At 72.8% G+C, this 25,261-nt stretch carries 29 protein-coding genes and 1 riboswitch; of the genes, 17 read left to right on the forward strand and 12 right to left on the reverse strand.

Features of this window, described 5'->3' with window-relative positions:
• The first annotated feature begins 50 nt into the window (after positions 1-50).
• The 7 genes from eccCa to KSK32_RS15060 all read left to right on the forward strand — a co-directional run bounded on the left by eccCa (position 51) and on the right by KSK32_RS15060 (position 6,690).
• On the forward strand, positions 51-4,016 hold the full coding sequence (gene eccCa / locus KSK32_RS15030; RefSeq protein ID WP_216931779.1) for a type VII secretion protein EccCa: 3,966 nt from the start codon (positions 51-53) through the stop codon (positions 4,014-4,016).
• A gap of 76 nt (positions 4,017-4,092) precedes the next feature.
• A complete protein-coding gene (locus tag KSK32_RS15035; protein WP_216931780.1) occupies positions 4,093-4,503 on the forward strand; it encodes a YbaB/EbfC family nucleoid-associated protein in 411 nt (136 codons plus the stop codon).
• 18 nt (positions 4,504-4,521) lie between these two features.
• The gene (locus KSK32_RS15040) at positions 4,522-4,815 is read left to right on the forward strand and encodes a hypothetical protein (protein ID WP_216931781.1); all 294 of its coding nucleotides are present in this window, start codon (positions 4,522-4,524) and stop codon (positions 4,813-4,815) included.
• 31 nt (positions 4,816-4,846) lie between these two features.
• Positions 4,847-5,575, forward strand: coding sequence for a hypothetical protein (locus KSK32_RS15045; RefSeq protein ID WP_216931782.1), 729 nt, complete (start codon positions 4,847-4,849; stop codon positions 5,573-5,575).
• Positions 5,576-5,587: 12 nt separating this feature from the next.
• On the forward strand, positions 5,588-5,857 hold the full coding sequence (locus KSK32_RS15050; RefSeq protein ID WP_216931783.1) for a hypothetical protein: 270 nt from the start codon (positions 5,588-5,590) through the stop codon (positions 5,855-5,857).
• 214 nt (positions 5,858-6,071) lie between these two features.
• Positions 6,072-6,380, forward strand: a complete 309-nt coding sequence (locus KSK32_RS15055) for a WXG100 family type VII secretion target (RefSeq protein ID WP_216931784.1) — start codon at positions 6,072-6,074, stop codon at positions 6,378-6,380.
• Positions 6,381-6,408: 28 nt separating this feature from the next.
• Positions 6,409-6,690 (forward strand): WXG100 family type VII secretion target, encoded by a 282-nt coding sequence (locus KSK32_RS15060; RefSeq protein ID WP_018785753.1) that lies wholly within the window; start codon positions 6,409-6,411, stop codon positions 6,688-6,690.
• 59 nt (positions 6,691-6,749) lie between these two features.
• On the opposite strand, the gene mycP is transcribed toward KSK32_RS15060, so the two are convergent.
• Both mycP and KSK32_RS15070 read right to left on the reverse strand, forming a co-directional pair.
• Positions 6,750-7,988, reverse strand: a complete 1,239-nt coding sequence (gene mycP, locus KSK32_RS15065) for a type VII secretion-associated serine protease mycosin (RefSeq protein WP_289256603.1) — start codon at positions 7,986-7,988, stop codon at positions 6,750-6,752.
• A 56-nt stretch (positions 7,989-8,044) separates the two neighbouring features.
• Positions 8,045-8,383, reverse strand: a complete 339-nt coding sequence (locus KSK32_RS15070; protein WP_216931785.1) for a helix-turn-helix domain-containing protein — start codon at positions 8,381-8,383, stop codon at positions 8,045-8,047.
• Between the two features lie 156 nt (positions 8,384-8,539).
• On the opposite strand from KSK32_RS15070, the gene KSK32_RS15075 reads away from it, so the two are divergent.
• Positions 8,540-9,193 carry a carbonic anhydrase gene (locus KSK32_RS15075; RefSeq protein WP_216931786.1) on the forward strand — a complete coding sequence of 218 codons (654 nt, stop codon included), beginning with the start codon at positions 8,540-8,542 and terminating at the stop codon, positions 9,191-9,193.
• Positions 9,194-9,248: 55 nt separating this feature from the next.
• Here the strand turns inward: KSK32_RS15075 and KSK32_RS15080 are convergent, their stop codons facing one another.
• From KSK32_RS15080 to KSK32_RS15090, 3 genes are all read right to left on the reverse strand, one after another.
• Complete coding sequence (locus tag KSK32_RS15080; RefSeq protein ID WP_216931787.1) at positions 9,249-10,277, reverse strand: hypothetical protein; 1,029 nt, start codon at positions 10,275-10,277, stop codon at positions 9,249-9,251.
• A gap of 3 nt (positions 10,278-10,280) precedes the next feature.
• Positions 10,281-10,412: riboswitch (cyclic di-AMP (ydaO/yuaA leader) on the reverse strand.
• A gap of 154 nt (positions 10,413-10,566) precedes the next feature.
• The gene (locus KSK32_RS15085) at positions 10,567-11,859 is read right to left on the reverse strand and encodes a YibE/F family protein (RefSeq protein ID WP_216931788.1); all 1,293 of its coding nucleotides are present in this window, start codon (positions 11,857-11,859) and stop codon (positions 10,567-10,569) included.
• Between the two features lie 163 nt (positions 11,860-12,022).
• Complete coding sequence (locus tag KSK32_RS15090) at positions 12,023-12,322, reverse strand: metal-sensitive transcriptional regulator (protein WP_216931789.1); 300 nt, start codon at positions 12,320-12,322, stop codon at positions 12,023-12,025.
• A gap of 80 nt (positions 12,323-12,402) precedes the next feature.
• On the opposite strand from KSK32_RS15090, the gene KSK32_RS15095 reads away from it, so the two are divergent.
• From KSK32_RS15095 to KSK32_RS15110, 4 genes are all read left to right on the forward strand, one after another.
• Positions 12,403-12,609, forward strand: coding sequence for a heavy-metal-associated domain-containing protein (locus tag KSK32_RS15095; protein ID WP_216931790.1), 207 nt, complete (start codon positions 12,403-12,405; stop codon positions 12,607-12,609).
• A 36-nt stretch (positions 12,610-12,645) separates the two neighbouring features.
• Positions 12,646-13,617: a hypothetical protein gene (locus KSK32_RS15100; RefSeq protein ID WP_216931791.1), complete on the forward strand. Its 972-nt coding sequence runs from the start codon at positions 12,646-12,648 to the stop codon at positions 13,615-13,617.
• A 17-nt stretch (positions 13,618-13,634) separates the two neighbouring features.
• A complete protein-coding gene (locus KSK32_RS15105; protein WP_216931792.1) occupies positions 13,635-15,890 on the forward strand; it encodes a cation-translocating P-type ATPase in 2,256 nt (751 codons plus the stop codon).
• Between the two features lie 67 nt (positions 15,891-15,957).
• Positions 15,958-16,131: a CsbD family protein gene (locus tag KSK32_RS15110; RefSeq protein WP_036345575.1), complete on the forward strand. Its 174-nt coding sequence runs from the start codon at positions 15,958-15,960 to the stop codon at positions 16,129-16,131.
• Positions 16,132-16,193: 62 nt separating this feature from the next.
• On the opposite strand, the gene KSK32_RS15115 is transcribed toward KSK32_RS15110, so the two are convergent.
• The 5 genes from KSK32_RS15115 to KSK32_RS15135 form a co-directional block, all read right to left on the reverse strand.
• The gene (locus tag KSK32_RS15115) at positions 16,194-17,441 is read right to left on the reverse strand and encodes an RNA polymerase sigma factor (RefSeq protein WP_216931793.1); all 1,248 of its coding nucleotides are present in this window, start codon (positions 17,439-17,441) and stop codon (positions 16,194-16,196) included.
• A complete protein-coding gene (locus tag KSK32_RS15120) occupies positions 17,438-17,800 on the reverse strand; it encodes a YciI family protein (protein WP_254187995.1) in 363 nt (120 codons plus the stop codon). Before KSK32_RS15120 ends, KSK32_RS15115 begins: the two co-directional genes overlap by 4 nt.
• Before the next feature lie 101 nt (positions 17,801-17,901).
• On the reverse strand, positions 17,902-19,092 hold the full coding sequence (locus KSK32_RS15125) for a DUF2786 domain-containing protein (RefSeq protein WP_216931795.1): 1,191 nt from the start codon (positions 19,090-19,092) through the stop codon (positions 17,902-17,904).
• A 192-nt stretch (positions 19,093-19,284) separates the two neighbouring features.
• The gene (locus KSK32_RS15130; protein WP_216931796.1) at positions 19,285-19,710 is read right to left on the reverse strand and encodes an ATP-binding protein; all 426 of its coding nucleotides are present in this window, start codon (positions 19,708-19,710) and stop codon (positions 19,285-19,287) included.
• A 38-nt stretch (positions 19,711-19,748) separates the two neighbouring features.
• The gene (locus KSK32_RS15135) at positions 19,749-20,504 is read right to left on the reverse strand and encodes a cyclopropane-fatty-acyl-phospholipid synthase family protein (protein WP_216931797.1); all 756 of its coding nucleotides are present in this window, start codon (positions 20,502-20,504) and stop codon (positions 19,749-19,751) included.
• Between the two features lie 85 nt (positions 20,505-20,589).
• Here KSK32_RS15135 and KSK32_RS15140 point away from each other — a divergent pair, with 85 nt between their 5' ends.
• On the forward strand, positions 20,590-20,808 hold the full coding sequence (locus KSK32_RS15140) for a hypothetical protein (protein WP_026267975.1): 219 nt from the start codon (positions 20,590-20,592) through the stop codon (positions 20,806-20,808).
• A gap of 8 nt (positions 20,809-20,816) precedes the next feature.
• Here KSK32_RS15140 and KSK32_RS15145 read toward each other — a convergent pair whose 3' ends face one another.
• Positions 20,817-21,527 (reverse strand): GAF and ANTAR domain-containing protein, encoded by a 711-nt coding sequence (locus KSK32_RS15145; protein WP_216931798.1) that lies wholly within the window; start codon positions 21,525-21,527, stop codon positions 20,817-20,819.
• A 180-nt stretch (positions 21,528-21,707) separates the two neighbouring features.
• Positions 21,708-22,100 carry an STAS domain-containing protein gene (locus KSK32_RS15150; protein WP_289256604.1) on the reverse strand — a complete coding sequence of 131 codons (393 nt, stop codon included), beginning with the start codon at positions 22,098-22,100 and terminating at the stop codon, positions 21,708-21,710.
• A gap of 193 nt (positions 22,101-22,293) precedes the next feature.
• Between KSK32_RS15150 and KSK32_RS15155 the strand changes: the two genes are divergently transcribed.
• The 4 genes from KSK32_RS15155 to kdpA all read left to right on the forward strand — a co-directional run bounded on the left by KSK32_RS15155 (position 22,294) and on the right by kdpA (position 25,248).
• Positions 22,294-22,998, forward strand: coding sequence for a GAF and ANTAR domain-containing protein (locus tag KSK32_RS15155; RefSeq protein ID WP_216931799.1), 705 nt, complete (start codon positions 22,294-22,296; stop codon positions 22,996-22,998).
• Between the two features lie 102 nt (positions 22,999-23,100).
• Positions 23,101-23,319 (forward strand): hypothetical protein, encoded by a 219-nt coding sequence (locus KSK32_RS15160; protein WP_216931800.1) that lies wholly within the window; start codon positions 23,101-23,103, stop codon positions 23,317-23,319.
• 184 nt (positions 23,320-23,503) lie between these two features.
• Complete coding sequence (kdpF, locus tag KSK32_RS15165) at positions 23,504-23,593, forward strand: K(+)-transporting ATPase subunit F (RefSeq protein ID WP_036343797.1); 90 nt, start codon at positions 23,504-23,506, stop codon at positions 23,591-23,593.
• Positions 23,593-25,248: a potassium-transporting ATPase subunit KdpA gene (gene kdpA / locus KSK32_RS15170; protein WP_216931801.1), complete on the forward strand. Its 1,656-nt coding sequence runs from the start codon at positions 23,593-23,595 to the stop codon at positions 25,246-25,248. Before kdpF ends, kdpA begins: the two co-directional genes overlap by 1 nt.
• Positions 25,249-25,261 lie beyond the last annotated feature (13 nt).

Here is a 25,261-nt window from a genome sequence, read left to right on the forward strand (position 1 = left end):
CACCGGCGGTGGCAGACCACGATCAGGGCCGCTTCTGGGGAGGGAGAGCCGTGAGTACGGTGGTGTTCCGCCGACTTCCGCGTCAACCGGGGCCCGCGCTGCCGCGCGGCGAGGTGCTGCTGGAATCCCCGCCCGAGCTGCCGGAGCCGCAGGCCAAGGGCATGGGCCAGGTCTTGATGATCCTGCCGATGCTCTGTGGCGTCGGCGCGATGGCGTTCCTCTACGCCGGCCGGGGCGGCGGCATGATGACGTACGTCGCCGGTGGCCTGTTCGGTGTGTCCATGCTGGGCATGGCGATCGGCACACTCGGCAACGGCGGCAAGGACAAGGCCGAGCTGAACGCCCAGCGGCGTGACTACATGCGCTACCTCGCGCAGATGCGCAAGCGCACCCGGCGCGCCGCCGAGCAGCAGCGCGCCGCGATGACCTGGCGGCACCCGGAGCCGGACGCGCTCTGGTCGATCGCCGCCTCCCGCCGGCTGTGGGAGCGGCGGATCACCGAGGACGACTTCGGCGAGGTGCGGATCGCGCTGGGACCGCAGCGGCTGGCGGTGGAGATCGTGCCGCCGGAGACCAAGCCGGTGGAGGACCTGGAGCCGATGAGCGCCATCGCGCTGCGCCGGTTCGTCCGGGCCCACTCCAGCGTGCCGGACCTGCCGACCGCGCTGTCGCTGCGCGCGTTCAGCCGGATCGCGTTGCGCGGCGACCGGGAGCCGGTGCTCGACCTGGCCCGGGCCGCGCTGGGTCAGCTCGTCACGTTCCACGCCCCGGAGGATCTCCTCGTGGTCGTGGTGGCCGCGCCGGACCGGCAGGCGGCCTGGGACTGGGTGAAGTGGCTGCCGCACGCCCAGCACCCGGGGCGTACGGACGCGGCGGGCGCGCGCCGGATGGTGTTCGCCGCGCTGCACGAGGCGGAGACCGCGCTGGCCCAGGACCTGGGCGGCCGGCCCCGGTTCGCGCCGGAGGCGAAGCCGCTGACGACCGCGCCGCACGTGGTGGTGGTGCTGGACGGCGGCGAGGTCTCGGCGACCTGCGCGCTGACCGGGCCGGGCCTGCTCGGCACGACCGTGTTCGACCTGTCCGGCGCGGTCCCGCGCGACGCCGGGCGCTGGCTGCTCTGCCTGGACGCCGGGGACGGCACCGGCCTCGACCTGGTCCGCGGCACCGCAACGTCGCGGCTCGGGCGGCCGGACCGGCTGCCCCTGAGCGCGGCCGATGGGCTGGCCCGGCAGATCGCCCCGTTCCGGCTCTCCCAGCAGCAGGGTGCCAGCACCGAGGAGCCGCTGGCCCGCAGCATGGAGCTGCCCGACCTGCTCGGCGTCGGCGACGCGGCCACAGTGGACACCCGGCAGACCTGGCGTCCGCGCAGCCATCGGGACCGGCTGCGCATCCCGCTCGGCCTGGGACCGGACGGCAACGTGGTGGAGCTGGACTTCAAGGAGTCCGCGCACGAGGGCATGGGCCCGCACGGCCTGGTCATCGGCGCGACCGGCTCCGGCAAGAGCGAGCTGCTGCGGACGGTGGTCGGGGCGCTCGCGGTGACGCACTCGTCGGAGGAGCTGAACTTCGTCCTGGTCGACTTCAAGGGCGGCGCCACCTTCGCCTCGCTGGACGCGTTGCCGCACACCAGCGCGGTGATCACCAACCTCTCCGACGAGCTGCCACTGGTCGACCGCATGCGGGACGCGCTGGCCGGTGAGATGAACCGCCGGCAGGAGGTGCTGCGGGCGGCGGGCAACTACGTTTCCCGGTACGACTACGAGAAGGCGCGCGCCGCCGGTGAGCCGCTGGAGCCGATGCCCAGCCTGCTGATCATCTGTGACGAGTTCTCCGAGCTGCTCGCCGCCAAGCCGGACTTCATCGACCTGTTCGTGATGATCGGCCGCCTCGGCCGGTCGCTCGGCGTGCACCTGCTGCTCGCCTCGCAGCGGCTGGAGGAGGGAAAGCTGCGCGGCCTGGACACGCACCTGTCGTACCGGATCGGGCTGCGCACGTTCTCGGCGGTGGAGAGCCGGATCGTGCTCGGTGTGCCTGATGCGTACGAGCTGCCCAGCGCGCCCGGCCACGGCTACCTGAAGACCGACACCGCCACCATGCTGCGGTTCCGCGCCGCCTACGTGTCCGGCCCGTACCGCGCGCCGGGGCAGGTGCAGCGTTCCACCCGGGCGCAGGTGCAGCGCCGGATCGTCCCGTACGGCGTCGACTACGTTCCGGTGCCGGCTCAGCCGAGCCCGGCGGAGGCCGCCCCGGAGCCGGAGCAGAGCGGCGACGGCAAGGCCGTGGCGATGCTGGACGTGCTGATCGGCCAGCTCAAGGGCCGGGGACGCCCGGCGCACCAGGTGTGGCTGCCACCGCTGGCCGAGCCGTCCGGGCTGGCCGAGCTGCTGCCCAAGCTGAGCGTGCACCCGACGTACGGCCTGACCACCGCCGACTGGCCGGGCCGGGGCCGGCTCGCCGTGCCGGTCGGCATCGTCGACCGGCCGTACGAGCAGCGCCGCGACCCGATGATGGTCGACCTGGCCGGGGCCGGCGGCAACGTGGTGATCGTCGGGGCGTCGCTGAGCGGCAAGAGCACCATGCTGCGCTCGATGCTGGCGTCGCTGGCGCTCACCCACACGCCGCGCGAGGTGCAGTTCTTCTGCCTCGACTTCGGCGGTGGCGCGTTGCGCAGTCTGGACGGGCTGCCGCACACCTCGGGTGTGGCGGGCCGGCGGGACGTCGAGGCGGTCCGGCGGACGGTGGCCGAGGTGGTCGCCGTTATCGACGAGCGGGAGAACCGGTTCACCCAGCACGGCATCGACTCGGTGGCCAGTTACCGGCGCCGCCGGGCGGCGGGTGAGTTCGCCGACGATCCGTTCGGTGACGTCTTCCTCGTGGTGGACGGCTGGAACACGCTGCGCCAGGAGTACGAGGAGCTGGAGCAGACAATCACGAACCTGGCGAACCGGGGCCTGGGCTTCGGCGTCCACGTGGTGATCACTGCGGTGCGCTGGGCGGAGATCCGGATCAACATGCGGGACCTGCTCGGCACCAAGCTGGAACTGCGGCTCGGTGACCCGTCGGAGTCGGAGATCGACCGGCGGGCCGCGCAGAACGTGCCGGTGGGCGCGCCCGGTCGCGGCCTGACCCGGGACAAGCTGCACTTCCTGACCGCGATCTCGCGGATCGACGGCAAGCGCGACATCGAGGACCTGACCGAGGCGTCGGTGGCGCTCGCCGGTCACGTCGCGGCGAACTGGCCGGGACAGCCGGCGCCGAAGGTCCGGCTGCTGCCGCGCAAGCTGGCCGTCGCCGAGCTGGCGACTGTGGTCGACAGGTCCGCCCCGGGCATCCCGATCGGCGTGAACGAGTCGGCGCTCGCCCCGGTCTACCTGGACCTGGCCGGCGAGCCGCACCTGACCGTGTTCGGCGATGCCGAGTGCGGCAAGACCAACCTGCTGCGGCTGATCGCGCGGGGGATCGCCGAGCGGTACACCCCGGCCCAGGCGCGGCTGGTCATCGCCGACTACCGGCGCGGTCTGCTGGGCGCGGTCGAGGGTGACCACCTGCTCGACTACGCGCCGTCGAACCAGGTGTTCAGCCAGGGTCTCGGCTCGATCCGCAGCGCGTTGCAGAACCGGCTGCCCGGCCCGGACGTGACCACCGCGCAGCTGCGCGACCGGAGCTGGTGGAAGGGTCCGGACCTGTACATCCTGGTGGACGACTACGACCTGGTCGCCTCCGGTGGCAGCAACCCGCTGAGCGCGCTGCACGAGCTGCTGCCGCAGGCGCGGGACATCGGCCTGCACCTGATCATCACGCGCCGGGTCGGCGGTGTGGCCCGGGCGCTGTACGAGCCGGTGCTGCAACGCCTGCGCGAGCTGGACTCGCCGGGCCTGCTGATGTCCGGCAGCCGAGAGGAGGGCGCGGTCTTCGGCAACCTGCGGCCGACCCCGCAGCCGCCGGGCCGGGGCACGCTCGTGCGCCGCCGCGACGGCCGGCAGCTGATCCAGACCGCGTGGACGGAACCGGCCTGACGGCACGCGCGACGGGCCGCCCGTCCGGTAGCGTCGGCCCGATCGATCGTCGCGAGTGGAGAGAGGGGCGTGTGGCGTGAGCAGCCCGTCGGGTTTCGGTGCCGCGGTGGAGGGCCTGCTGCGGCAGGCGCAGGAGCAGCAGCGCCGGCTGGCCGAGGTCCAGCGGCAGCGGGCCGAGCTGCGGGTGACCGGGGAATGCCCGGACGGGCTGGTGCGGGTGACTGTCGACGGCGACATGAAGGTCGGCGACATCGAGCTGAACGCGCGGGCGATGCGGCTGGACAGCTTCTCCCTCGCCGAGGCGATGCAGGCGGCGATCGACGTGGCCTACGCCGCCTTCGAGGAGCGGCAGCGCGAGATGCTGAGCGAGATGCTCGGCGACTCCGAGATGGTCCGGCGGGCGCAGGACGGCACGCTTACCCCGGAGGACTGGTTCCGCCAGTTCGGGGTGGACCTGTCCGACCCGGCCCGCAACCTGCGGCGCTGAGCGAGAGGAGGGCCGAGGATGCCGAACACGGTCGACGTCGAGGCGATCCGGAAGGCGGGCCGGCGGCTCGACGCCCCGGACGGCCCGATCCAGTACCTGCGCAACGTCGAGACGTTGCTGGCCGAGGTCAAGCTGCCCGGCGGCGCGCTGAGCTGGTTCGGCGCGGGCGCGGTGGAGCGGCACAACGCGGCTGTGGACGGGCACCTGGACAACGTCCGGACCGGCGTGGAGCATCTGCGCCGGGCCGCCGCGCAGCTCGAACAGAGCGCGAAGAACTGGGAGAAGTCGGATCAGCCCTGGGTGGTCAAGTGACCGGCCGGGCCCGTCCCGGGAGGAGCGCCTGATGCCACCGGAGATCCTCATCGCCAACGCGTCCGGGACGGTGACCGGCTCGGTGTCGGTCGCGCAGACCACGGCGCCGGTCCGGTCGGCGGCGGCCATCGCCAAGGGCAACCTGGTCTGGATCGCCGCCTCGGCGGCGCTGATCGGCACGATCCTCTACCTGGAGTCGTTCGACAACCAGCAGGTGAACGAGTCCATCAAGAAGTGGGACGAGGCGGCCCGCCTGCTCGGCGCGGACCAGTTCGGGGCGGCCATGGCGGCGGTCCCGCCGGACGCGGCGGAGTGGGACTTCGACGACCGGGACGCGTTCGACCTGTTCCTCCGCAAGCTCGGGGCGGAGATCAATTCGCTGGCCGAGGCGTTCGCCGCCAACCGGGACACGCTCACCGCCGCCCGGGACGCGTACAACGACGCGGTCTCCGGCCTGGCCCAGGCGCTCATGCCGATCCTGGTCGCGGTGATCGCTTCGATCGCGCTCCAGTTCTTCCCCGCGACCACCGCGCTGGCCCAGGCCATCGGCATCGCCGGCCTGGCCGCCACCGCCGCCATCCTGGTCCTGGTCTTCGGCGAGATCAGTGCGCTGCTGCACGCGCTGCTGGCCGCCTTCCACACCGACAACCGGTTCGCCTTCACCGCGGACTCCCGTCCCGGTTGGGCGGCGACCGGCTCCGACCCGGACATCAAGGACATCAGGATCGACTGGGTGCGGGACTCCAGGTTCTACGGCTGACGGGAGCGACGCGTGGACACCCTGATCTTCTCGCTGCTGCTGTACGTCCTGCTGACCATCCCGGTCTTCGTGGTCCTGATGCTGGTCGCCGGGCTGAAGCGCTCGGCGCGGCTGCGGCGGGCCGCCGAGCTGGTGTCGCTGAGCACCTGTGCGGCGCTGCTGGTGCTGGCGTTCCAGCGCGCGTTCGAGAAGCCGGTGCTGTGGGTCGTGGTGGTGCTGCTGGCCGCGGTGCTGGCCTTCGGCGTGTCGACGATCGTCAAATCGTCACGCGAGCGGCCCTGACCTCCGAGCCGACTGTCCAACTCGTACGGAGAGCTTGAGATCACGTCCGTCGACAGTGGGGTGTCGGAATACGACGATGAGCCGGCAGGGCTGCGCGGGTTGGACGTCGTCCGCTACGGTTCGGATGAAGTGTCCGTCGGTGGGGTGTGTACGCCTTGCCGCGGGGGAGGGCGCGGCGGATCCGCCGCCACAAGATGACGGAAGGGTGTGAAGCATGGCGTTCGAGGTCAGTGCAGCGACTCTGCACACCGCCGCGAGTGACGTGCGGTCCACGCGCAGCGACGTCGACGGCGAGCTCAAGAAGCTGTGGAACGTGGTCGACGATCTGGCGATGGCCTGGAAGGGCCAGGCGTCCACGGGCTTCCAGGGCCTGATGAACCGCTGGAACGAGGACACGAACAAGCTGCTGACCGCGATGGACAACATCGCGGACCTGCTCGACAAGTCGGGCACCACGCACCAGGTCAACGACGAAGAGCAGCAGCAGATGCTGGACAAGTTCCACGCCGCGCTCAACCCGTGATCCGCGAAGACAGGCAGAGGAGGAATCGATGAGCATCAAGGTTGACTACGCTGTTCTGGAGAGCAGCAACCAGCAGATGCAGGCCATCTCGCGGACCATCGACGAGAAGCTGGACACGCTTCGGGCGATGCTGAGCAAGCTCGAGTGGGAGGGCCAGGACCGGGTCGCCTACGAGCAGCACCAGGCCCAGTGGGACGCCGCCGTGCGGGACATCAACAAGGTTCTGAACGAGATCGGCGGCGCGGTGGGTATCGCGCGCGAGAACTACATGACCACGGAGATGAGCAACTCCAAGGTCTGGGGCAACTGACCCCGACGGTCCACAGCGGCTCCGCTCCGGCTCGTGCCGGGCGGAGCCGTCGTGCGTTGTCAGGCGTCCTGCGGGACGTCGCGCCGTCCGGGGCGCCACCCGCGCCGGCGTCCGCGTACCACGATGGGGCGCAGCGTCAGCAGGACGCCGGCCAGCAGCGCGCCGACGACGGCGACCCAGATCGCGACGGTGCGTTGCCAGGCCAGCGGGTCGGCGGGCGGCGCAGGCGGCGGCATCGCACCCAGCGGCGGATCCTCCCGGGTGCCCAGCAGGCTGGTGACCGCCCGGTACGGGTTGACCATCCCGAAGCCGACCTCGGCGTTGTGCCCGTCGGGCGGGTTGTCGGCGGTACGGGTCAGCCGGTAGGCGACCTCGTCGGCGCTGATGTCCGGGTGCGCGGCCCGCACCAGCGCGGCCGCCCCCGAGACGTACGCGGTGGCGAAGCTCGTCCCGCCCTGCGGCTCGGCCCGGTAGCCCGATCCCTGCGGCGCGGGCCCGACGATGTTCAGCCCAGGGCCGGCGATGTCCACATAGTCCCCGCTGACCGAGCTGCCGACGTGCCCGCCCTGCTCGTCGATCCCGGCGACGGCGACGACACCGTCGTACGCCGCCGGATAGGCAGGCCGGTCCTCCCGGTTCTCCTGCCGGTTCCCGGCGGAGGCGACGACCACCACGTCCTTGCCGAGCGCGTACTGCACCGCGGACTTCAGCGCCGGGTCGTCGAGCGTGACCAGGGACAGGTTGATCACGTCGGCGTCGTGGTCGACCGCCCAGCGGATCGCCTTGCCGATCTCGGCCGGTACGTCCGGGTCGAAGTTCTCCTTGTTCTCGGCCAGCACCCGCAGCGGCAGGATCTTCGCCTCGGGCGCGATGCCGGTGTACGGCGAGCCGGTGCCCTCCCGGCCGGCGATGATGCCCGCGACCATGGTGCCGTGGCCGACCAGGTCGCACTGCCCCTTCAGGCGGACGAGCTGGTTGAAGTCCTCACCCGGCAGCACGCGCCCGCGTAGCAGGGGATGGGCCGGCGAGACCCCGGAGTCGATCACCGCGACGGTGATCCCCGCGCCCTTGCCGATCCGCCACGCGGCGGCCGGGTCGAGGCGGCTCAGCGCCCACGGCACCTCGGTGGGAGCGGGGCCGCCGGGTGGGCCGCACTTCGGGGCGGCCACCGCGGGGGCGGGCAGCGCCAGCGCGCCGCAGAGCAGGGCGGTCACCGTCGCTCCGGAGAGGACGGACCTGATCCGGTGTCCGGCCCGGACGCGTCCCGTGGTCGCGCCCGGCCGCAAGCTGTCGCGCACGCGGTGAGATTACCTGCCGGGCCCGCCCGCGCGGGCACACGTGGTGCCGGCCCGGGTCACCTGCCGGCGGTGGCGTCCCCGGCCGGCTCGGCGAAGAGGGCCAGCAGGGCGCCGACCTGCTGGTCGGCCTCGGCCGGGTGCCGGAAGCGGCCCTTCGGGTTGATCGTGTACTCGTTGCGCCGTCCCACCCGCGTACGCCGCAGGTAACCCCCTGCCTCCAGGTCGGCGACGATGGCCTGGGCCGCCCGTTCGGTCACGCCGACCTCGTCGGCCACGTCCCGCAGCCGGGCGGTGGGATTGCGTGCGATCGCGAGCAGCACGTGGCCGTGATTGGTGAGGAAGGTCCAGTTACGGCGGCTCCCGTCCTCAGCTGGTGTGGTCGCCATGGTGGTCATGCTAGGCCTCCTGCTCGGTAGCCCCGACCCGACGCGGGCCGGCACGGGAAAGTATGAAATGCGTATCACGAATCTTGACGGGCCCCGAGGTGCGTGTGACCGTGGGTCGCGAGGCCGTTCGGCCTGGTGGTTCCCCAGGTAGACGAGGTGAGGGACATGACGCCGAGCACCCCGGAGCAGGCACTGACCGAGCTGCGTGCCGGTAATCACCGGTTCGTCAGCGGCGCCCCGCAGCATCCGAATCAGGACGCCGGGCACCGGGCGGCGGTCGCCGACGGTCAGCATCCCTTCGCGGTGATCGTCGGCTGCTCCGACTCGCGGCTCGCCGCCGAGATCATCTTCGATCGTGGTCTCGGTGACCTCTTCGTGGTGCGGACGGCCGGGCACACCGCCGGGCCGGAGGTGCTCGGCAGCGTCGAGTACGCGGTCACCGTGCTCGGCACGCCGCTCGTGGTGGTGCTCGGGCACGACTCGTGCGGCGCGGTCCAGGCCGCCCGGGAGGGGGTCCGGACGGGTGCCGCCCCGGTCGGGCACCTGGGCGCGGTGGTGGACGCGGTCTCGCCCAGCCTGCTGCGCGCCGCCCGCCATGGCGTCGACGACCTCGACGGCATCATCGACGTGCACATCGCGCAGACCGTGGAGACGCTGCTGGCCCGGTCCGCCGTACTGGCCGAGCGGGTGGCGGCCGGGCGGTGCACGGTGGTGGGCATGTCGTACCGGCTCGCCGGCGGCGAGGTGCGGACCGTGGCGCAGTCCCCGGCCCCGCTGCCCGCTCCGGCGGCGCCCGCCGATCCGGCGCTGGCCGGCTGACCCCTAGGGCGACGAGAAGGGGCCGCCCGAGGGCGGCCCCTTCGCTGTGTCCGAATCAGAGCAGCGACATGTGAACGTGGTCGGTGTGGTTCGACGGTCCGCTGTACGAACTCCAGCCGGTGGCCGGGAACCAGATCTGCCGGTTCCAGATGACGTAGTAGATGCCCAGCCGGTCGGCGTTGCGGATGAGGAAGGCGGCGACCTCGTTGCCGTACCGGCGGGTGTCGTTGTTGTGCCATGGCGCGAAGCCGCTGTTCTGGAGCGACCAGTCGCACGCCTTGCCCTTGGGGTGCTCCCACGGCCCGCCGGGCCGGTAGCAGCCCACGAAGCGCTTGAAGCCCGCGCGGCGTACCTCCTTGTACGCGTGCAGCGTGCGCGGGGTGACGCAGCCCGAGGTGGTCGGGTCGTCCTCGCTGCACGACTCGGCCTTCCAGCCGCCGTCGGCGGTGCGGCCGGGGGCGATCTTGGCGACCGGTGAGGTGGCGGAGACCAGGCCGCCGGTGAAGCCGAGACCGCCGACGAGCTTCAGCGCGCGCTCGGCCTGCACCTTCTCGCGCTCCATCGCGTTCTTCTGCTTCTCCTGCTCGCGTACCTCGGCGTCGAGCGCGATCTTGGCCTGCTCGGCGCGGGTCTTGACCGCGTTGATCGCGGCCAGGCGCTGCGCGTTGAGGAGGTTCAGCTCGTCCAGGGCGTTGACCCGGCGGACGAACGAATCGGGCGAGTTGCTCTCCAGGAGCATGGCCATCGCGCCCATCCGGCCGGTCCGGTAGGACTGGGCGGCGAGCTGGTTGACCTGCGGGCTGAGCGCGTCGAGTTCGGCCTGTGCCGTCTTCACCTCGGCCGCCAGCCGCCGCTGGCGGTCCTGCGACTTGGCCAGCTTCGCCTTGGCCTGGAGGAAGTTGCGGTTGGCGGCGTCGATCGCCTCGGTGATGAGCGGCGGTTCGCCGTCCTCCTCGTGGCCCGAGGGGGTGCCGGGGGCCGCCGCGGTGGGGGCCGCGGTCGCCGGGGTCGGCCCGGCCAGCACGGCCAGCGAGGCCAGCACGGCCACCACGGGTGTCAGCCAGCGGCGCAGGGGTGCCGTCACAATGTTCCCTTCCGTCGGCCGCCGACCGGGTTAGCTGACGGGTTCGGGACGGAAGTGGCCCCTACCGCTGTCGCGGATTCACCCCATGTACCTGGTTCCCCGGCTCGCCCGCGGGCGATTGGGCGGCGGCACCGCTGGCGCCGGTGCGCGCCTTCGGCGGTGACCGGCAGCGAGGTTACCTGACAGCACTCCTGAGGATCTACGTCCGGAAGCCGACCAATAGCGAGATTTCGCCGTGGCGCACCGTGACCAGCGTCGCGTTTGAAATCGATGGTCACGCTGCGGAGTGTCACCATGCGGCCTCCGTGCTCTTCCCGCCGCCGAGCGCCTCCAGCGCGTCCTCCCGTCGGGTCGGCGGCCGGGGCGCGGGTGGCGCCGGTTCCGCGCCGCGCGAGCGTCGTCCGGCGGTGGTCACGATCGCGGCCAGTCCGGTCGTCAGCGGTACGGCGGCGATCAGGCCGAGCGTGGCCACCGCGCTGCGGACGATCTCCTGGGCGAGGAACTCGCTGGTGAGGATCTGGCTGACCGGGCGGGAGTCGGCGACCAGCAGGAGCAGCAGCGGCAGCGACGCGCCCGCGTACGCCAGCACGATGGTGTTGACGGTGGACGCGATGTGGGCCCGGCCGACCCGGGTCGCGGCCCGGTAGAGCTGCCGCCGGGACAGGCCCGGGTTGGCGTGTGCCAGTTCGGTGACGGTGGCCGCCTGGGTGACTGTGACGTCGTCCAGCACGCCCAGCGAGCCGATGATGATGCCGGCCAGCAGCAGCCCGTGCAGGTCCACGTCGGCCCGGAACATGGACAGCGTGGTGGCGTCCTCGCTGCCGAAGCCGGTCAGGTGGGTGGCGGACGTGGCGAGCAGGCCGAGCACGCCGGTGACCACCAGGCTGCCGAGCGTGCCGAGCACCGCCACCGACGTCTGCGCGGTGATCCCGTGGGTCAGGTAGAGCACCACGAACATGATCAGCGCGGCGCCCACGATCGCCACCAGCAGCGGCGGCTGGCCGGACCCGATGCCCGGCAGCACGAAGCCGAGCAGGATGGCGAAGCTGGCCACCAGGCCGCCGAGCGCGGCGAGCCCGCGCCAGCGGCCGAATGCCACGATCGCGGCGGCGAACAGCACCATCAGCCAGATCAGCGGCGTACCGCGCTGGTGCTCGGCGATGTTGTAGGACTTCACCGTCGGGTCGGCCGGGTCGGTCAGCTCGACCAGGACGACCTCGTCGCCGACCGCGACCCGGGGCGCGCCCGGCCCGGCCGGGATCGGCATCTCGACCTGCCGGCCCGCGTCCGGGCCCTGCTCGGCGGTGACGGTCACGGTGCCGCAGGGGCCACCTCCACCGTCCGGGGCCTCCGGGGCCTCCGGGGCCTCCGGGGTCGGCGGGCAGGGCTCGGTGACCACCCGGGTCACGGTGCCGTGGTAGCGGGGGACGTCCGCGCCGCCGAACGGCTCCCGGTCCTGCCGGGGCCAGAGGACCAGCGCCGCGATCACGGTGAGCGCGAACAGCGGCACCACCACGGCGACGAGCAGCCGTCGTACGCCCGGCGGCGCGGCGGGTGCGGGGCGGGTGTGGTCGGCACCCATGGCGTCTCTCCCAACGGTCGCGGCGACGCCTGGTCCGCCGGACCGGCCTGGTCAGCCGGCCGGCGCGGACGTGTCGACCACGTCCGGGGCGTCGCCCGGCCATGGTAGGCAGCCCGGCTCGCCCGCTCCGGCAGGACGGGCCCGGGACGCGGCGGGTGGCCGCTCAGCCGCGCTTCATCAGGCGGCCGACGGCCGCCATCATCTCGGTCGCCATCTCGTCGGCCCGGCCCTCGGCGGCGCCCTCGTGCATGCAGTGCCGGGCGTGGCCGTCGAGCAGGCCCAGGCCGACCTTGTCCAGCGCCGCCTGGATGGCCGAGATCTGCGTCAGCACGTCGATGCAGTAGCGGTCCTCCTCGACCATCTTCTCGATGCCACGGACCTGGCCCTCGATCCGGCGGAGCCGGGCGAGGAGTTGGTCCTTGCTGGCGGTGTAGCCCCGGGTCGGGCTGGACGGCGCGGTCATGACACCGAGGATAGCGTACCCCTCGGGGGTATGTTAACGTTCGATCCGTACCCCTAGGGGGTATCAGATCGGAGGGCGAGATGGAGACCACCTACCAGGTGAGCGGCATGACCTGCGGGCACTGCGTCAACTCGGTGAGCACCGAGCTGAGCGCGCTACCGGGCGTCACCGACGTCCAGGTCGACCTGGCCGGCGGCCGGGTCACCGTCACCAGTCAGAAGCCGCTGGACGCGGACGCGGTCCGCGCGGCGGTCGACGAGGCCGGTTACGACCTCGTCGGTGCGTGACGGGTCCGGCGGACCCGCAGAAACCGAGGAGACACCATGAACACGGCGACGAAGCTCAGCGGCTTCGCCCTCGGCCTCGTGGCGGTGTTCGGCGCGGCGTACGGGATCGGCACCCTGGCCGATCCCGTCACACCGGCCGCCGAGAACCGCCACGACGACAGCGGCAGCGACCACGGGGCCGGCGGCGCCGGCCACGGTGACGAGGGCGGGGCCTCCGCACACCTGCCCGGCGGGCTGCTCGTCTCCGAACGCGGCTACACGTTCCAGCCCGCCACCGCCCCGGCCGGGCAGTTCGCCTTCCGGATCACCGGCCCGGACGGCGCGCCGGTCACCCGCTTCGAGGTGGCCCACGACAAGCGCATGCACCTGATCGTCGCCCGCCGGGACCTGTCCGGGTTCCGGCACGTCCACCCGGAGATGACCGGCGACGGCACCTGGCAGGTCGCCTCGCCGCTCGGCGGCCCCGGCGTCTGGCGGGCGTTCGCCGACTTCACCCCCGAAGGCGGCGACCCGCTGACCCTCGGCCTGGATGTCACGGTCCCCGGCGAGCTGACCGCCCGGCCGCTGCCGACGCCGGCGACCAGCACCACAGTCGACGGCTACACGGTCACCCTGACCGGCACTCCGGAACCGGGCCGCACCAGCCGGCTCACGCTCTCCGTCAGCCGCGACGGGCGGCCGGTCACCGACCTCGCGCCCTACCTCGGCGCGTACGGGCACCTGGTGGCGCTGCGGCAGGGCGACCTGGCGTACCTGCACGTGCACCCGGAGGGCACGCCCGGCGACGGGCGCACACCGGCCGGTCCGGCGATCACGTTCGCCGCCGAGGTGCCCTCGGCCGGGGCGTACCGTCTCTACCTGGACTTCCGGCACGGCGACGCGGTGCACACCGCCGAGTTCACCGTCCTCGCCGGCGACCGGACCGCGCCGGTGCCCACCGCGCCGGCACCCACCACCGCACCGACCCCGGACGCCGGACACGGCACCCCGGGGCACGGGCACAGTTGAGCGCCGGAGGTGCCGCGATGACTGCCACGGGAAAGGCGCTGCCCACCGCGCCGAACCTGATCGAACTGGCGATCGGCGGGATGACCTGCGCGTCCTGTGCCGCCCGGATCGAGAAGAAGCTCAACCGGATGGACGGCGTCGAGGCGACTGTGAACTACGCCACCGAGAAGGCCACCGTCCGGTATGCCGACGACATCGCGCCGGCCGACCTGATCGCCACCGTCGAGAAGACCGGCTACACCGCCGTGGTGCCGCCGCCGCCCGAGCAGGCGGAGACGGCAGCGGCCGGGGAGCCGGTGGACGAGCTGCGCACCGCGCGTACCCGCCTCTGGGTCTCCGCGGTGCTCACCCTGCCGGTGATCGTGCTCGCCATGGTGCCCGCCTGGCAGTTCGACTACTGGCAGTGGGCCTCGCTGACGCTCGCCGCCCCGGCGGTGGTCTGGGGCGGGCTGCCGTTCCACCGCGCCGCGCTGGTCAACCTGCGACACGGCGCGGCGACCATGGACACGCTCGTCTCGCTCGGCACGCTGGCCGCGTTCGGCTGGTCGCTCTGGGCGCTGTTCCTCGGCGACGCCGGCATGCCCGGGATGAAACACGCGTTCAGCTTCGACATCACCCGCGGCGACGGCGCCGGCAACATCTACCTGGAGGCCGCCGCCGGGGTGACCGTGTTCATCCTGGCCGGGCGGTACTTCGAGGCCCGCTCCAAGCGCACCGCCGGGTCGGCGCTGCGCGCCCTGCTCGAACTCGGCGCCAAGGACGTGACGGTGCTGCGCGACGGGCAGGAGACCTGGATCCCGGTCGGCCGGCTCGCGGTCGGTGACCGGTTCGTGATCCGGCCCGGCGAGAAGATCGCCACCGACGGCGTGGTCGAGGAGGGCACGTCGGCTGTCGACGCCGGCATGCTCACCGGCGAGTCGGTGCCGGTCGAGGTCGGGCCGGGCGACGCCGTGGTCGGCGCGACGGTGAACGCCGGCGGCCGGCTGGTGGTCCGCGCCACCCGGGTCGGCGGAGACACCCAGCTCGCCCAGATGGCGCGGCTGGTGGAGCAGGCACAGACCGGCAAGGCGGCGGTGCAGCGGCTCGCCGACCGGATCTCCGGCGTCTTCGTGCCGATCGTGATCGCGCTGGCCGCCGGCACGCTCGGCTGGTGGCTCGGCACCGGTTCCGGGCCGACCGCCGCGTTCACCGCCGCGGTGGCCGTCCTGATCATCGCCTGCCCGTGCGCGCTCGGCCTGGCCACCCCGACCGCGCTGCTCGTCGGCACCGGGCGCGGCGCGCAGCTCGGCATGCTGATCAAGGGGCCGGAGGTGCTGGAGTCCACCCGCCGGGCCGACACCGTGGTGCTGGACAAGACCGGCACCGTCACCACCGGCCGGATGGCGCTGGCCGAGGTGCTGCCCGCCGGCGGCGAGGACGCCGACGAACTGCTCCGGGTGGCCGGCGCGCTGGAGGCGGCCTCCGAGCACCCGATCGCGCGGGCCGTCGCCGAGGCCGCGGCCGAAGCCGGGCCGCTGCCCGCGGTCGGCGAGTTCGCCAACGCCGAAGGGCTGGGCGTGACCGGCACCGTCGACGGCCGGAGCGTGGTGGTCGGCCGGGCCCGGCTGCTGCGGGAGCGGGGTCTCGACGTACCCGAGGAGGTCGAGCGGGCCGCGACCGGCGCGGAGGCCGCCGGGCGGACGGCGATCCTGGCCGGCTGGGACGGGCGGGCCCGGGGCGTGCTCGCGGTGGCCGACGCGGTGAAGCCGACCAGCCGGGCGGCGGTCGCTCGGCTGCGTGAGCTGGGCCTGAGGCCGGTGCTGCTCACCGGCGACAACATCACAGTGGCGACGGCGGTGGCCGCCGAGGTCGGCATCGACGAGGTGATCGCGGAGGTGCTGCCCGCCGACAAGGTCGGCGTGGTCGAGCGGCTCCAGCGCGAGGGCCGGGTGGTCGCCATGGTCGGTGACGGGGTCAACGACGCCGCCGCGCTGGCCCGGGCCGACCTCGGGCTGGCCACGGGCACCGGCACGGACGCGGCCATCGAGGCGGCCGACCTGACGCTGGTGCGGGGCGACCTGATGGCCGCCGCGGACGCGATCCGGCTCTCCCGGCGGACGCTGGCGATCATCAAGGGCAACCTGTTCTGGGCGTTCGCCTACAACGTCGCGGCGCTGCCGCTGGCGGCGGCCGGGCTGCTCAACCCGATGCTCGCCGGGGCGGCGATGGCGTTCTCGTCGGTGTTCGTGGTGGGTAACAGCCTCCGGCTGCGGCGCTTCCGCCCGATCGGGTGAGGGGATTGAGCGGACGGCCGCCGGGGTAACCAGTTGTCGTCAGGCAATCGCACCAGTGGAGGTCATCATGGGTCTCGACGACAAGATCGACAACACGTCGCAGGACACCGCGGGCAAGGTCAAGGAGGGCATCGGCCGGGCGACCGACAACGAGCGCCTCGAGGCCGAGGGCCGCAACGACCAGGCCGGCGCCAAGCTCAAGCAGGCCGCCGAGAAGGTCAAGGACGCCTTCAAGAGCTGAGTACGCGACGCACACCACCGGGTCGGCCCACGGGCCGGCCCGGAGTGCTGTCCAGGCGCGGGTCAGCGCGGCCGGTCACCGGCCAGCCGTGCCGCGCGTACCTCCAGATGACGCCGCTCCGGCATGCTCGTGGTGGCCCGCGCGGCGGCCAGGTACGCGGCGCGGGCCCCCGTACGGTCACCGGCCATGTCGAGCAGGTGCGCGCGGACGGCGGCGAGCCGGTGGTGACCCGCCGTCCGGTCGTCGGTGTCGAGCGTGGCCAGCAGCGCCAGCCCGGCACGCGGCCCGTCCACCATGGCCACCGCGACGGCCTGGTTGAGCGTGACCATCGGGTTCGGCGCGACCCGCGCCAGCACCCGGTAGAGCGCGACGATCTGCCGCCAGTCGGTGTCCTCGGCGGTGGGCGCCTCCGCGTGCACCGCGGCGATCGCCGCCTGCACCTGGTACGGCCCCGGCGCCGACCAGGTGAGCGCCTCGGTCACCAGCGCCACCCCCTCGGCGACGGCGTCCCGGTCCCATCGGCTGCGGTCCTGCTCGGCCAGCGGCACCAGCTCACCGTCCGGCCCGGTACGGGCGGACCGGTGCGCGTCGGTGAGCAGCATCAGCGCCAGCAACCCGGCCACCTCGCCGTCGTCCGGGAGCAGCCGGCGCAGCTCCCGGGTCAGCCGGATCGCGTCGGCGGTCAGCTCGGCCCGGTGCAGCGCCTCGCCGCTGGACGCGGTGTAGCCCTCGTTGAAGGTCAGATAGAGCACCCGCAGCACGGAGGCGAGCCGTTCGTCCCGGTCGGCCGGCGACGGCAGTGTGAAGCGCGCGCGGGCCGCCTCGATCCGCTGCTTCGCGCGGCGGATCCGCTGGCTCATCGTCGCCTCCGGCACCAGGTAAGCACGGGCGATCTCGGCCGTGCTCAACCCGCCCACGGCACGCAGCGTCAGCGCCACCTGTCCGCTCACCGGCAACGCCGGATGGCAGCAGAGAAACAGCAGCCGCAACGTGTCGTCCCCGCTCGGCGGCTCCTCGTCGGCGGGCGGGGCGACCGTCGCGTACGCGGGCTGCCGGACCGCCACCGCCACCTCGCGTTCCCGGCGGGCGTGCTCGCTGCGCCACTCGTCGGTGAGCCGCCGGGTGGCGACGGTGACCAGCCAGGAGCGGGGATGGTCGGGCACGCCCTGTGCCGGCCACTGCACGGCGGCGGCGAGCAGCGCCTCCTGCACCGCGTCCTCGCAGGCGGAGAACTGGCCGTGGCGGCGGACGAGCACGCCGAGGACCTGCGGCGCGAGCGTACGCAGCAGATCCTCGATCGCAGGTGTCACATCTCCGTCCCGGCCTGCTCCATCACCGCGCGCACCTCCAGCACCCCGAAACCGTGCCGTACGTCCGGCCAGCGCGCGGCGATCTCGGCGGCCCGTTCCGGGGTCTCGCAGTCGACGGTCAGGTAGCCGGCGAACTGCTCCTTGCTCTCCATGAACGGCCCGTCGGTGATCTCGGCGCCGCCGCCGGCTGCCGGACGGGCGGTGCGGGCCTGCGACGGGTGCGCCAGCGCCTCCCCGCCGACCAGCTCGCCGGACTCGGTCAGCTCCTTCATGATCTCGTCGACCTCACCGAAGATCGCGGTGCGTTCCGCTTCGGACAGCTCCTCCACGAAGCCGGGCCGGTTCCAGATCAGCAGCATGTACTTCACTGTGCACTCCTCGGATGCGGGCCACCGGCGGTGGCGCCTCGCAGACGGGTCGGAGCCGGTCCGCCCGATCCGACATCATCCCCCGGGAAAGGTCAGCTGCCCCCGCGGAGCGGACGGCGTGCCGGGCGGCCCGGGTCGAGTGAGGCCCGGTCGGCCGCGCTGGTGCCGGAGACCCAGCCCTGCTCGTCGCGCACCTGCAGCCGGTGCCGGGTGGTGCCGGGAAAGAGCTGGTCGACGCGTTCCCGGACGGCGTCCGAGCGGGCCGCGAGCACCGGCAGCAGCCGGTCGTCGGCCAGTTCCTCGGCCGCCGCCGCGCTCGCCGCCCGCAGCCGGTCGCCGATACGCAGCGCGAACGCGTTGAGGAACGACTCGTCGAAGCCCTTGGTGCGCCGCCCGCCGGCCCGGCCGCGCTCGCCCCGGCCGCGCAACATCGCGGCGGTGGCCTGCACGAGCAGCGACGTGTGCAACAGCTCGACCGCCGCCAGATCGGCCGGGAAGCCGAGGACCGTGGCGAAGCCCAGGTCGTCGGACCAGACCGACTCGCACCGGTTCGCCGCCGCCACCTCCTGGATCAGCAGCGCCTTCGCGGCCGCGTACGGGGCGTCGACGCCGATCCGCACGCCGCCCGGGCCGCCGGAGCGCTCGGCCCCGGCGTCGAGCAGCGCCGCGTCGATGCTGTGCCGGGCCATCAGCTCCTGCGCCTTCGCGGTGAACGCCTCCGCCTCGGCCGGGTAGCCGGTCGACTCGGCCTTGGCGAGCAGTGCGCGTACCCGGTCGAGCATCCGCGAACCGCTCGGCGTCGCGGCGGCGAGTGCGGTGCCCGCCGAGCCGGGTGGCGGTCGGAGCGCTGCGATCGGCGGCAGCCCCGCCACCAGGACGACCGCTTCCACGGCGTCCCGCAGTGCGGTGATCCGGTCGCCGTCGGCCCGCCGGTCCAGCCAGCCCGCGTCGTCGTCCCAGCGGGCGCCGGTCTCGGTGAGCTGGTCGTCGAACCAGGCGGGGACCGGCGCGGGCAGGGTGCGCCGCTGCGCGGCCATGACGTCGCGCAGCAGCCGCGCGCCGCGCGAGGTGAGCCGCCGGGTGGCGAGCCGGTCCAGGTCGGTGGGCTGCCAGCCACGCGGCCAGAGCCGGCCCACGTCGCGGGTGAGCCGGGCGAGCAGCGCCGCGTCCACCGCCGCGCCGTCGGCCACGACGAGCCCGTCGAGGGCTCGCTCGGCAGCGCGTACGTCGGTGCCGCGTGCGCTCGCGACGGCGGCGTCGAGCAGTCGCTCGGCTGGTGACACGGGTGGCTCTCCCTGGACTCCGACAGGCGGCAGGTCGTCCACCCCGGCACCGACGGTACCCGGCCCGCCCGTTCAACCGTCCGGGCCTGCCGTCCGTACTCCTGCCCGGAGCGGGGCGGCGCGACGGACGGAGATCGACGTGGGTGGGCGCGACAGGGGGCTGCATCGGCGGACTGGCGGCCGGCCGGGCAGTCAGCGGGAGAACGAGGCCCAGATGTTCTTGGTCTTCTCGGTGGCGTACCAGCCCACGTCGAGCGAGACCGACTGGGCCAGGAACAGGCCCCGGCCGCCCGAGTCCATCGGGCGGACGTCGCTCAACTCCGGCACGGTCCGCACGTCGTGGTCGGCCACGTCGAGCAGGAACCGGTCGTCGGTGGCGAGCAGCGTGACGATGGTCGGCGGCCGGCCGTGCCGCAGCGCGTTGCTGGCCAATTCGGTGGCCACGAGCACGACCAGGTGCGGCACCTCGTCCAGATCCTCGCCCTGCACCAGCCCGTGCCGGTTCAGCGCGTCACGGAGCGAGGCGCGCAGCTCGCGCAGATCCTCGGGACTGTCCAGCACCCACTGCTCCAGCTCGGTGGCCTGTGGCGGCGGCGGCGAGGTGCGCAACTGTCCCATGATCTGTCCTTACCCTGCGTAGCCGTTCGCTAAGCAGGTCAGCGCCGCAGCAGCGCGAACACGCCCCAGCCCAGGTACTCGCGCTGGAAGCGGACATACCGCAGCGGATCCTCGGTCAGCTCCCGCCGCAGCTCCGGGGCCAGTTCGTCGTCCGGGTGGGCGTCCAGCCAGCGGCGCAGGTTCAGCCAGTGCGCGGCGGCGTACCGGTCCCAACTGTCCTGGTCGGCGAGGACCATCTCGACCAGGTCCCAACCGCACTCGCCGAACGACTCGACCAGGCCGGGCAGATCCTTGAACTCGTCGCGGGACCGGGCGTGGGAGCCGGCGACCGCCTCGTCGTCCGGCGGGTCACGCCGCCAGTAGGGCTCGCCGACGAGCGCCATGCCGCCCGGCCGCAACGCCCGGCCGAGCAGGTCGAGCGTCCCGGGCACCCCGCCGCCGATCCAGGTCGCGCCGACGCAGGCGGCCACGTCGACCGGCCGTTCCGGTGTGTACGCCGCGGCGTCGCCGTGCACGAAACGTACCCGGTCGGCCACGCCGAGTGCGGTGGCGCGCTCGCGAGCGGCGGTGGTGAAGGCGGTGCTGATGTCGACCCCGGTGCCGGCGATCCCGTGGTCGCGGGCCCAGGTGCAGAGCAGTTCGCCCTTCCCGCTGCACAGGTCGAGCAGCTCGTCGCCGGGGCGCAACCGGATCGCCCGGCCCAGCGTGGCCAGCTTGACGTCGTCGATCGGATTGAGGATGCGCAGCTCGCCCTCGCGGATGGTGAACTGGCGCGGCAGGTCCGGTGAGGTCATCCGTGGAGGGTGCCGCCGCCCCGTGACGCGGAGCAACGGAATTCCGGTCTGGGCCGGTCCGGGTCTCCTGCGGTACGGTCACCGCATGGTGGTCGAGGAACACTGGTGGAACGGCGTCAGCAACCCTCGTGGACGGCGTGACGTCTACATCCGCACCGACGGAAGCCAGTGGCAGGTGCAGGCGCAGATCGGCGGGGCGTCCGGCCGGTCCAAGATTCAGCAGTGTCCGAGCCGTGGCTCGGCGAGCATCCTCGCCGGGGCGTGGCGCGCGAGCGGCTCCGGCTGGCGGGCGATGCCGCGCTGATCTCACGCTCAGTCACGAGGTCCGTGCACCGCGCGATCGACGAGTGATTCGGCGACCTCCCGCAGTTTGCGGTTGGAGTCCTGCGACACCCGGGCCAGGATGGCGAACGCCTCGTCGGCCGAGCAGCGTCGCTGCCCCATGATGATGCCCTTCGCCTGCTCGATCACGGCCCGGCTCTGCATCGCCTCCTGCATCTGCTGCGCCAGCGTGGCGGTGCTCTCGTAGAGGTGGACGTTCGCCAGCGCGATGGCGGCGTACCCGGCCAGTGTCTGTGCCAGCTCGACCTGCCGGTCGAGGACGCCCGGCGACGCGCCGTAGATGTTCAGCGCGCCGACCACCGCCTCCTGGATGGGCAGCCCGATCGACAGCGAACTGGCGGCGCCCGCCTCGTGCGCCCGGGCCGCCCACTCCGGCCAGCGACTCTCCGCCGCCATGTCCGGCACCAGCATGGCGGTGCCGGTGGTGGCGGCGTCCAGGCACGGGCCGCGGCCGTGCGCGTACTGCCACTCGTCGAGGGTCAGCGCCAGCTCACCGGTATACGCGGCGGTGTGCGCCTGCGTGCCCTGGACCAGGGTGACCGAGACCTCGGCGGTCCCGGGCAGGGTGTCCTTGGCGACCTGGGCGATGGTCGACAACACCACGTCGAGGTCGACTTCGTCGTACTTGATCCGACCGAGTCTGATCAAGGCTGCGGCGAGGTCGGGATGGGCCTGCGGCATGAGCTGTGACGTCCTTGTGCGAAGCGACGCCGCCGGCCCGGTCCGGGCGCGACGGCTGGTGGCGGGGGTCGGCCCGTGGTGACGGACCAGCGTCCCGATTCCGGCATGGATCGGGACCGGCGCCGCTTCTTGACGCTCGTTCGTGACGTCCCGGACGGGACGTCGACTACCGGGACAACTCTACGACCCGAACCGGGTGGGTACGACGGGACGTGCCGACCCGTCGTCGGCGGCCGGCAGCGCGGGGCGATCGACGACCTCGAACGCGGTGAGTGTGCCGGTGACGCCGAGGACGCGCCGTACCACCGGAGAGGGCCGGTGCAGGATCAGCCGCCGCCCGTGCCGGACGAGCATCCGCTGCGCCAGCACCAGCGCGCTGGTGCCGTACGCGCCGAAGAAGCTGACGTCCGACAGGTCGACCACCACGAGTGGGGCGGACGCCGCGACGGTGGTCTCCACGAGTTCCGTGAGCAGGTGCGCGTTGCTGAGGTCCACCTCGCCGGCCACCGAGATCCGGGTCACGTCGGTGCCTAGGTGGCAGCTCAGCCACATGATCGGCTGTTCGTCGGACACGGCACCCCCACCTCAGCATTTGAGGAGCTCGTGGCGGGACTCGCCGCGAGCAGGAGGGCGCATGTCTTGACCCGCACCCAACATACGTCGGCCGGGTGGACATCGCAGCGTGGGACGCGTTCGGATCCGCCCGTGCCGGGTACCGTCAGCGGAACGACAGGCGCCGATGAGCCCGCCAGGACAGGACACGAGGATGGAATCCGCCCGCATGGACCCCGCCGACGCCCTCGCGGAGCTGAGCCGGATCCGGCTCGACGAGGTGGCGCTCGACGACGTCCTGGCACGCGTCGCCGAACTGGCGAACCGGGCGGTGCCGGGCAGCGCACACGTGTCCGTCTCCCTGGTGCAGGCGGGCGCGAACCGCGCGATCGCCTACACCAGCGCCCTGGCCCGCAGCCTCGACGAGTGGCAGTACGAGCACGACGACGGCCCATGCCTGGACGCCTCGGTGAGCGGGGTGAGCCTCTCGCTGCCCGACCTGGCCGACGAGCCGCGCTGGCCGGACTGGGCGGCGCGGGCCCGGGCGGAGGGCGTGCAGAGTTCGCTGTCGATCGGTTTGCCGATCCAGGAGGCGGTCACCGGGGCACTCAACGTCTACGGGGGCACGACCCATGCGTTCGACGCGTCGTCGATCGAGGTGGCGGAGGAGTTCGCCGCGTACGCGGCGGTGGCGCTCGCCAACGCGCACCTCTACGAGAGCACCGCGACGCTGGCCCGGCAGATGCAGGAGGCGATGCGCAGCAGGGCCGTGATCGAACAGGCCAAGGGCATCATCATGGGACAGCGGCGTTGCTCGGCCGAGGAGGCGTTCACGCTGCTGGCCAAGCTCTCCCAGGACTCGAACCGCAAGCTGCGCGAGGTGGCCGAGGCGCTCGTCTCCCGCGCCGCCACCCGCTGAGGTCCACGGCTGGACCGCCGGGCGTGAAACCGCGCTGAAACCGCGAGCGGCCGGGGCGCGTCCTGGTGACGGCGGGCGCCGTCCGGGGCGTACGCCGCTGTGGTGGCCGACCTGCGCGCGGTCGCAGCGGTGGCCGCGCTGGGTGCGGCGGTCTTCGTCGGGTTCCTCGCGCACCGCTACGGCCAGCTGACCGGCCCGGGCGTGCTCGGCGCCGGGTACCGCCACCTGCGGTCGATCGGCTGCGCGGCCGATCCGGTGACCCGGATCACCGGCCACGGAGACGGCGTGAAAAGCGCGTCAAGAAACCGCGGCCCCGCGTGATGGTCGCGTCAAAGCCCCTGTCCGTCCGGCTGACACGGCGTTGTGATTGCTCGGCGCGGCCGGGAAGCGGTCGCGAGGACATCTTCCGCTAGGAGAGATCAGCCGTGTCTGACGTGCTGTTCGTGTTGCTGACGGTGGGGCTGTTCGCGGCTCTCGCCCTCGTGGTGAGGGGTGTGGAGAAGCTGTGAGCGCCGTCAACGCCGTCGGCCTGGTGCTGGCGATCGGCCTGGGCGTGTTCCTGGTCGTCGCCCTGCTGTTCCCGGAGCGCTTCTGATGAGCATGACGACAGCCGGCGTGCTCTTCGTCCTGTCGCTGGTGGCGGCGCTCGTCGCCGTGCACCGGCCGTTCGGCGACTACATGCACCGCGTGGTCGCCGGAACCCGGTCGTCCCTCCCCGAGCGGGGGATCTACCGCCTGGTCGGGGTCAACCCGGCCGCCGAGCAGACCTGGGGCGTGTACGCCCGCTCGGTGCTGGCCTTCTCGGCCGTCTCCGTGCTGTTCCTGTACGCGTTCCAGCGCCTGCAGAACCACCTGTGGCTCTCGCTGGGACTCGACCCGGTGGTGTCGCACGGCGCCTGGAACACCGCTGTGTCGTTCGTGACCAACACGAACTGGCAGTGGTACTCGGGTGAGTCGACGATGGGCCACCTGGTGCAGATGGCCGGTCTGGCGGTGCAGAACTTCGTCTCGGCCGCGGTCGGCATCGCCGTGGCGGTGGCGCTGGTCCGGGGCTTCGCCCGCAGCCGCACCGGCGAGCTGGGCAACTTCTGGGTCGACCTGACCCGGGTCACGCTGCGGATCCTGCTTCCGATCGCGGTGCTCGGCGCGCTCGCGCTGATGCTCGGCGGCGTGGTGCAGAACCTGTCCGGCGGGACCGACGTGACCACGCTGACCGGAGGCACCCAGACCGTCACCGGCGGGCCGGTGGCGAGCCAGGAGGTCATCAAGGAGCTGGGCACCAACGGCGGCGGCTTCTACAACGTCAACAGTGCCCACCCGTTCGAGAACCCGACCACGTGGACGAACTGGCTGGAGATCTTCCTGATCCTGCTGATCCCGTTCAGCCTGCCCCGGGTCTTCGGCCGGATGGTGGGGCAGAAGCGGCAGGGCTACGCGATCGTCGCCGTGATGGCGATCCTGGCGCTCGCCAGCATCACCCTCACCAACGTCTTCGAACTGACCGGCAACGGCACGGTGCCGCAGGCGGTCGGCGCGGCGCTGGAGGGCAAGGAGGTGCGCTTCGACGTGTCGAACTCGGCCACGTTCGCGGCGGCCACCACGCTCACCTCGACCGGCGCCGTCAACTCGTTCCACGACTCGTACACCGCGCTGGGCGGCATGACGGTGCTCGGCAACATGATGCTCGGCGAGGTCGCCCCCGGCGGGGTCGGCGCCGGCCTGTACGGGCTGCTGATCCTCGCGGTGATCACGGTGTTCGTGGCCGGCCTGATGGTCGGGCGCACCCCGGAGTACCTGGGCAAGAAGATCGGCTCGCGCGAGATCAAGTTCGCCTCGATGTACTTCCTGATCACCCCGGCGCTGGTGCTCACCGGCACCGCCGCCGCGTTCGCCACCGGCAACGCCTCGACAGCGCTCAACGTCGGGCCGCACGGGCTGTCCGAAGTGCTCTACGCGTTCACCTCGGCGAGCAACAACAACGGCTCCGCGTTCGCCGGCATCACGGTGAGCACGCCGTGGTGGAACATCGCGCTCGGGCTCTGCATGCTGCTCGGCCGGTTCCTGCCGATCATCTTCGTGCTCGCGCTGGCCGGCTCGCTGGCCCGCCAGCAACCCACACCCGCCTCCGAGGGCACCCTGCCGACCCACCGGCCGCTGTTCGTCGGCATGGTCGTCGGCGTCACGGTGGTCCTCGTCGCGCTCACCTTCCTCCCCGCACTCGCGCTCGGCCCGCTGGCCGAAGGGCTGTGACCACCATGAGAGA

This window comes from Micromonospora sp. WMMB482 (assembly GCF_019038635.1).
In the GTDB taxonomy this organism is placed as follows: Bacteria; Actinomycetota; Actinomycetes; order Mycobacteriales; family Micromonosporaceae; genus Micromonospora; species Micromonospora marina.